The sequence below is a fragment of the Serratia sp. Nf2 genome (assembly GCF_003028435.1).
Taxonomy (GTDB): Bacteria; Pseudomonadota; Gammaproteobacteria; order Enterobacterales; family Enterobacteriaceae; genus Serratia; species Serratia marcescens_L.
Map to the genome: position 1 here is coordinate 1 of NZ_PYTW01000020.1, position 6,761 is coordinate 6,761.

At 52.2% G+C, this 6,761-nt stretch carries 7 protein-coding genes; all 7 read left to right on the forward strand.

Annotated features, from left to right (window positions below; translation table 11 throughout):
* Window positions 1-1,379 (forward strand): phage tail sheath subtilisin-like domain-containing protein (locus tag C9411_RS24960; RefSeq protein ID WP_107228137.1); only part of this gene is annotated, 1,379 nt, incomplete at its 5' end.
* Between the two features lie 9 nt (window positions 1,380-1,388).
* Window positions 1,389-1,757: a phage tail tube protein gene (locus C9411_RS24965; RefSeq protein ID WP_060432162.1), complete on the forward strand. Its 369-nt coding sequence runs from the start codon at window positions 1,389-1,391 to the stop codon at window positions 1,755-1,757.
* A 1-nt stretch (window position 1,758) separates the two neighbouring features.
* Complete coding sequence (locus C9411_RS24970) at window positions 1,759-2,052, forward strand: phage tail assembly protein (protein ID WP_233221948.1); 294 nt, start codon at window positions 1,759-1,761, stop codon at window positions 2,050-2,052.
* Between the two features lie 121 nt (window positions 2,053-2,173).
* Entirely contained in the window at window positions 2,174-3,997 is a 1,824-nt protein-coding gene (locus C9411_RS24975) for a transglycosylase SLT domain-containing protein (RefSeq protein ID WP_107228138.1), read from the forward strand.
* 49 nt (window positions 3,998-4,046) lie between these two features.
* Entirely contained in the window at window positions 4,047-4,484 is a 438-nt protein-coding gene (locus tag C9411_RS25670) for a hypothetical protein (protein WP_146158899.1), read from the forward strand.
* Between the two features lie 117 nt (window positions 4,485-4,601).
* Window positions 4,602-6,005 carry a DNA circularization protein gene (locus tag C9411_RS24980; RefSeq protein WP_107228139.1) on the forward strand — a complete coding sequence of 468 codons (1,404 nt, stop codon included), beginning with the start codon at window positions 4,602-4,604 and terminating at the stop codon, window positions 6,003-6,005.
* A partial coding sequence (locus C9411_RS24985; RefSeq protein WP_107228140.1) for a phage baseplate assembly protein occupies window positions 6,002-6,761 on the forward strand: 760 nt, incomplete at its 3' end. The genes C9411_RS24980 and C9411_RS24985, both read left to right, overlap by 4 nt.

The following is a 6,761-nucleotide window of genomic DNA, read 5'->3' on the forward strand; positions in this document are numbered from 1 at the left end:
CAACGGCGACGGCAACGCCAGGCATTCCGCAGAAAGTTTCTTCTGAATCGGCGGTGGCAGGCATCTGCGGCAACGGTTCCATGTTGCACAACATGATGGCGGCGTATCTGGCCAACGACATTTCTGCTGAAATCTGGATCCTGCCGTTATCGGATGGCACCACCGGAACCACAGCGGCAACTGGTAAATTACAGGTGCTGACAGCGGCGGCCACGACCGGCGTTTTGTCGCTCTACATTGCCGGTATGCGTGTTCAACTCACTGTCGTCAGTACCGATGATAAGATTGCCGTGGCCGCGGCGATTGCAGCGGCGATCAACGGCCAAAGCAAGCTGCCGGTTACTGCTGTCGTTGATGCAACAGCCACTGATACGGTGAACCTGACGGCTAAAAATAAAGGTGCGCACGGTAACAGCATCGATATTCGCCTCAATTATCAGGGCGCCGCCGGCGGTGAGGAAACCCCGGAGGGCATGGAGTTGAAGGTAACGCCAATGGCCGGCGGTGCCGGTGCGCCGTCTCTGACTGATCCGCTGGGTAATCTGCAAGATCGCGCATTTGACTTCATCGTCAACCCCTACACAGACACCACGTCGCTGGATGCCGTGAAAGAGTTCCTGTCAGATGCTACCGGCCGTTGGTCTTACGCGCAGCAGCTCTATGGACATTCATTCGGCGCGCTGGCGGGCACGTATGGTTCCTTGTCCGCCGCCGGCGAAGCGCGCAATAACCAGCATGAGACGCTGCTGGGGATCAACGGCTCACCGACGCCCGCTTATCTTTGGGCGGCAGCGTTAACCGGGGCGATTGCGCCGAGCCTGCGGAACGATCCTGGCCGTCCAACGCAGACGTTGACAATCAGTGGTGTACTGGCTCCGCCGCTGGAATCCCGCTTCATGCTGACCGAGCGCAATAATCTGCTGTTCAGCGGTATCTCAACGTTTACCGTCGCTGATGATGGTTCTGTGCAGGTTGAAAAGACCATCACCACCTACCAGAAGAACAAGTTCGGCGATGCAGATGACAGCTACCTGAACATTGAGACGCTCTATCTGCTGATGTTCGTGACCCGTTTCCTGCGCACGCAAATCACTTCAAAGTTCGGTCGCATGAAGCTGGCCAACGACGGCACCCGTTTTGCGCCAGGCTCCGCGATTGTGACGCCTAACGTGATCCGCGCGGAACTGATCGCCCAGTATCGCACGCTGGAATATAACGGCTATGTGCAGGATGCCGCGGCATTTGCGCAGACGTTGCTGGTGGAGCGTAACAGCAGCAATACCAAGCGGGTCGATGTGCTGTGGACGGGCACTCTTATCGATCAACTGGAAATTTTCGCACTACTCAATCAATGGCGACGCGCGCAGACCGCGGCCTAAGGGGGATTTATGGGAGATACAACTAACCGCCTGGCCGGGACCGCGTACGTTACCATCGACGGTGTAACGGTCATGGTTGCTGGCCAGTTCAAATACAGCCCCGGTAAAGTGGAGCGCTCCACGTTGACCGGGATGGATACGGTGCACGGTTACAAAGAAAAGCCGCGAGCGCCGTTTATTTCCTACCAGGCGCGTGACAGCGGCGGAACGTCGATCGCTAAAATCAACGATTCCACCAACGTAACGGTGGTTGTTGAGCTGGCCAACGGTAAAACAGTGATCGGCGAAAATATGTGGTCCGTGAACACGCAGGATGTTGATAGCGAAGAAGCGGTGTTTGATGTTCGCTGGGAAGGCGGATCGGTAACGGAGTATTGATATGGCTGCTGTGCTTGAGAAAACCAAAACGATAGTGTTGTGCCGGACGCTGACGGTGGGGGAAACCCGTTATGAGCATCTTGACTTGAAAGAGCCTGCGCTGGCTGAGGTTGAGCAGTTCTATGAACTGCAGCGTGCCAAAAACAGTATGGCTGCAATGAAGCTGCTGATCGCCCTGAATGCGCAAGTAACTGAAAAGGCATTAGGTCCTATGGCATTTACCGACTACCGGAAATGTGAGGACTACCTGATGTCTTTTTTGACCTTCGATCCCTCGGCGGATGGCAGCAACTAGCTGCTGAGGTGACGAAGTATTACGGGTGGGGGCCGCAGGATGCGTGGTCCCTGACCCGTACCCGGTTGGATTTTTGGGCCGATCAGGCCCGTCGGATAGAAAAGCTTAAGGCGGGCAAGTAATGGCCAAGTCATTCGACTTTGAGCTGACGGCTAATGATGAGGCGTCAGCCGCAATTCTGCGGATTGAGGAAATTGTAAAGCACCTCAATCCGCTGTTGGACAGAACGCGCGATGCGTTGGCGTTGGGCGGCCAGGAATCCAGAGATAACCTTGACGATTTGGGCAGCCGTTTTGATGTGTTGGCTAAAAATGCCAGAAGCGGCGTCCAATTCATCGGCGATTTGGTCCCGCCGCTCAAAATGGTCGGTGGATTAACCCTCGGGCTGGGTGGCGCTGCAGCGGTCGTCAACGTTGTTAAAAACAACCTGACCAATTTTGCCAACGCCGGCTATCGGATCGATACCGTTGCAAAAAACGTCAGCATGACGGCAGACGCGTTTCAGGAACTGACAGGCGCCATGATCGAAAACGGCAGCGCGCGTGAGGTTGCTGAAAGTGCTATTGGTGAGTTGTTCGAAAAAGCTGGTGATGCGGCGCGTGGCGAAAATCCCGCGTTTCTAGCATTATTGCAACAACGTGGGATTGGTATTACTAAAACAAAGGAAGGTCTGGCCGATGTAGGCAAGCTTATTAGCGATCTTAATCGTGAAATGCAGACTATGACACCAGGTATGCAGGCGCTATTTGCCAACAAATTGGGCCTTTCGCCCGATCTTCTCAGCTATCTGCGCAACACGACCAGTGAAGTGCAACGGCTCAAGGATCAGGCTCGCCGGGATGGCCTGATATTTACCGAGAAGGATCTGCAGAATGCCCTGGCGTTCAAGCAGCAGCTGAACCAGATAGGTGCTGCCTACGACGGCATGCTGATGAAAGGGCAGGCCTGGCTGGGCCAGTCGGAAACCTTGGCGGCTTCGGTAGACCAGATCAAGCAGGTCGTTACTAATGGTCTGGACAGTACGGCTATCGGTTCGATCCTGACGTTTAACAGTGGCGGGAAGCAGGCAGATGTTTTGCGGCAGGCTCAAGGTGATGAGAAATTTAAAGACACGCTGTCATGGAAAGAGAAGCTGGATTTAAAACTGGGCTATGCGTCAGAAGATCTGATCAAGAAACTGAACGGCTATTATAAGCCCGTATGGCGCGCAGACCAGCTGAGAGCCGATACCGAGAAAATTTCAGGTTACCCGGCGCCGGCTGAAAATGGGGCGATGTTGCCGTATGGCCAGCTTGGGAATACTTCAGAACAATATCACTTATCCCAATTGGAAATAAAAAACAACCTTCCCCCTGGTTTACTGGACAGGGTCTGGAACGCTGAATCATCACGAGGGAAAAAGCTTTTTTCCTCAGCTGGGGCAGAAGGTCCATTTCAATTTATGCCGGCAACAGGTCGTGATTATGGACTAAACAATCGTGAAGAGCGTTTAGATTTTTACAAGTCAAGTGATGCTGCGGCAAGATATCTTTCTGATTTATTAAGTAGGTTTGACGGGGATGTAAGCAAGGCAGTTGCTGCATACAATTGGGGGCCAAATCGAGTAAGTGATAAGGGGCTTGCAAGAGCCCCTCAGGAAACTCGTGATTATTTGCAAAAGATCATGCCTGGCTTACCGATGTTCTATCCTCAGGGAGAGGAATTAGGTGCTGGCACTCCCAAAGCAGAAGATACTATCCATCAGATTTTTGGTGGGCCTGGACGGTATGGTGGCACATCAGAGGTAAATCAAGATCTTTTGTCAGCGATAACATCGCTAAATAAGACGATGCAAGATAGTAAAATGCAGATCGAGTTAACGCTAGTTGATAGTAAAACTGGAGAAAGGCGGACTATTGTTGGGGAAAGTGGTGGTAGAGTTTCAACATCAATGACTTTTTCATAACAAAGTGATAATCTCTCAACATTCTTGTTACTCCTAAAGGGTGGTTCGAGTGAGAATTTTATCTTTAATTTTTCTATTTTCGCTAACATTTCCTGTTGATGTAACTGCAGGTAATTCTGAGGCAGTTATAGCAAGAAGCGCCGCAGGTTTATGGGGAGTCGGCTGTGGACATGGTGCTGATTACCTAAAAAGAGTTTTAAATGGGGGTGATAGGAAAGAGTCAATGGCTATTGAACTAGGGATATTGAACAAAAAGATACAAGGTGGGATTTTAAAGTCAAACGACTCTGATGAAAAAAAAAGGGAATGGATGCGTGGTCTTGCAGAAAAGTACTCTGTCGATGGTTTTAAATCGAAAGTGCATGATGTAAGTATAAATTGCTTAGAGTCATCGAGGGTGGTTGAAATAAAAATATTAAGATCTCTATTGGACGACTCGTCATCTCAAAGTGAGCTTGCAGGTGAGTATTATTATAAATACAACTGAGTCTTTGGTTATATAAAGATAGTTATTATTTTCTTTTTTCTGATTAACCACGAATCCTTTACAGATAAAATCTACCAAACCCGCTTAGTCGCGGGTTTTTTTGTTTCTGGAGAAAAGATGGCGCTAATCAATGATGCATTATCTTCCTTGCTTGGGAGTGGAGAGCGTTGGGACTGGTTTGAGCATATTCACCCGGCATCATTTCGTGGCGTTCCTTTTGCGGTAGTCAGTGCCGAAGGCGTATTTGGCCGGCGCCAGGCCGTGCATGAATACCCTTATCGCAACACTGCCTGGGTGGAAGATCTGGGGCGTGGGACGCGCAAATTAACGATCAGAGGTTTCATCGTCCATAACAGCCTGGCGTATGACGCTCCTGACGTGATAACGCAGCGTGATTCGCTGGTGGCTGCGTGCGAGACGGAAGGGCCGGGAACGTTGATACATCCGACGCTTGGGGAGCTTACCGTAAGTGTGCCCGATGGCGGTTTGCGGGTACTAGAGAGCGTGGATAACGGCCGTTCCTTCGAGTTTACCCTGACGGTCATTGAGTCCGGCTTAAAGGTGTTTGCGATCACCGGCAGCACTCAGGCGACATCACTGGTTCAGGCAAACTGGTTACGAACCGGCCTGATGGCGGCCACAAAATTTATTGCCATGGTTAAAGGAGAGATCCGCAGTGTAACCCAGACCATCAAGACGTTGCGTAATACCGCTGCGTTTTGGGGAAACATGGTGAAAAGCACCGCCAATGAGGTCACTAATCTCAGTAATGTCCTGAAATCGACCTTCGGTAGCGCCCGCTATGGGCGATACAACAAAGGCACCGTAGGGGGAGGTGTTTCGGGATCAACCGGTGCAGTAAATCGAACGGCAGATACCGACAATTATGCCGGATTGGTTAACCAAAAAATGGCACAGGCGGTAACAGGTCGCGCCGAATTGTTGGCGCTCACGGCCACATTTGAGGGCGTAGCCTCCGTCGATGCCTTCCCCGTTGATGCCAGGGCCATCATTGATGCGGTCATTTCGTTCAGCGGCAGTGTAGAAGAAAAAATCCGCATGTTGGAAACGTTGGCCTCGTATCGAAACACCACATTTTACGCCACCTCGGGTGAAAATGCGGTAGCCAATGGCGCCACTATCCTGCTCTGCGTACTGTCCGCCGGTGCACTGGCAGCGACCGCCGCCAATTATGACCCATCAAGCTATGACGATGCCATTTTGATGCTTAATCGCGTCTGCGACACGCTGGATGAGGTGCTGTTGATGGCGGCGGATGCCGGGGACGACGACGATTATCTGAACCTGTTGCAAACCCGCGATGCGCTGGTCAACGCCTACACCCAGAAAGGCGCCGTTCTTAGTTCACTGACCCAGGTTGTTATGCCCACATCGTTACCGGCGTTGGTGCTGGCCAACCGCATGTATCAGGATGGTGCTCGGGGTGATGAACTGGTTCAGTCTGTCGGGCCGCGCCATCCGGCATTCATGCCCACCAAATTTAAAGCGCTGAGAAAATGAAAGATGAACTGATTTTGACGGCCGGAGGTAAGCGAATTTCCGGCTGGGATTCTGTTCGCGTTACGCGAGGCATTGAGCGCTTGCCATCGGATTTCGACCTGTCGTTGATGGACTATTACCCCGGCAACGATGAAAAGCAGCTGGTGCTGCCCGGAGACAGCTGCACGGTGCATCTGGGGGATGATCTGGTCATGACCGGCTATGTCGATCGCTGGAATCCTGTGATTGGCAAAGAGCGCCATGAAGTTCGCGCTACGGGCCGGAGTAAATGCCAGGATCTGGTGGATTGTTCAGCTGAATGGCAGAACAACGTGATCAGCCAGGCTAATGCCCTGCAGATAGCGCAAAAGCTGGCGGCGCCATACGGCATCACTGTCAGCAGCGACGTGAATGACATGACGACGGTTCCCCAATTTACCCTGAACTGGGGGGAGTCTTCGCAAGAAGTGATCGACCGGATCACCCGTTGGGCTGCGCTGCTGTATTACGACAAGCCCGATGGCAGTCTTTACCTTACCCGCGTCGGAACCGGCAAGGCGGCCAGCGGCGTGGCGCAAGGGGAAAATATCGAGACGGCATCTTTCATGTCATCGATGGACGAACGGTTTTCCGATTATGTCGGGGTATCGATGTCGATGACGCCGGCGATGGAGTTGTCCCCGGATAGCGGCTATTCCGCAGTTACCCTGGCGCGCGCTCAGGACCCGGAAGTCGCCAAAATGCGCTACCGCAATCGGATTGTCATCGTTGAGAGCA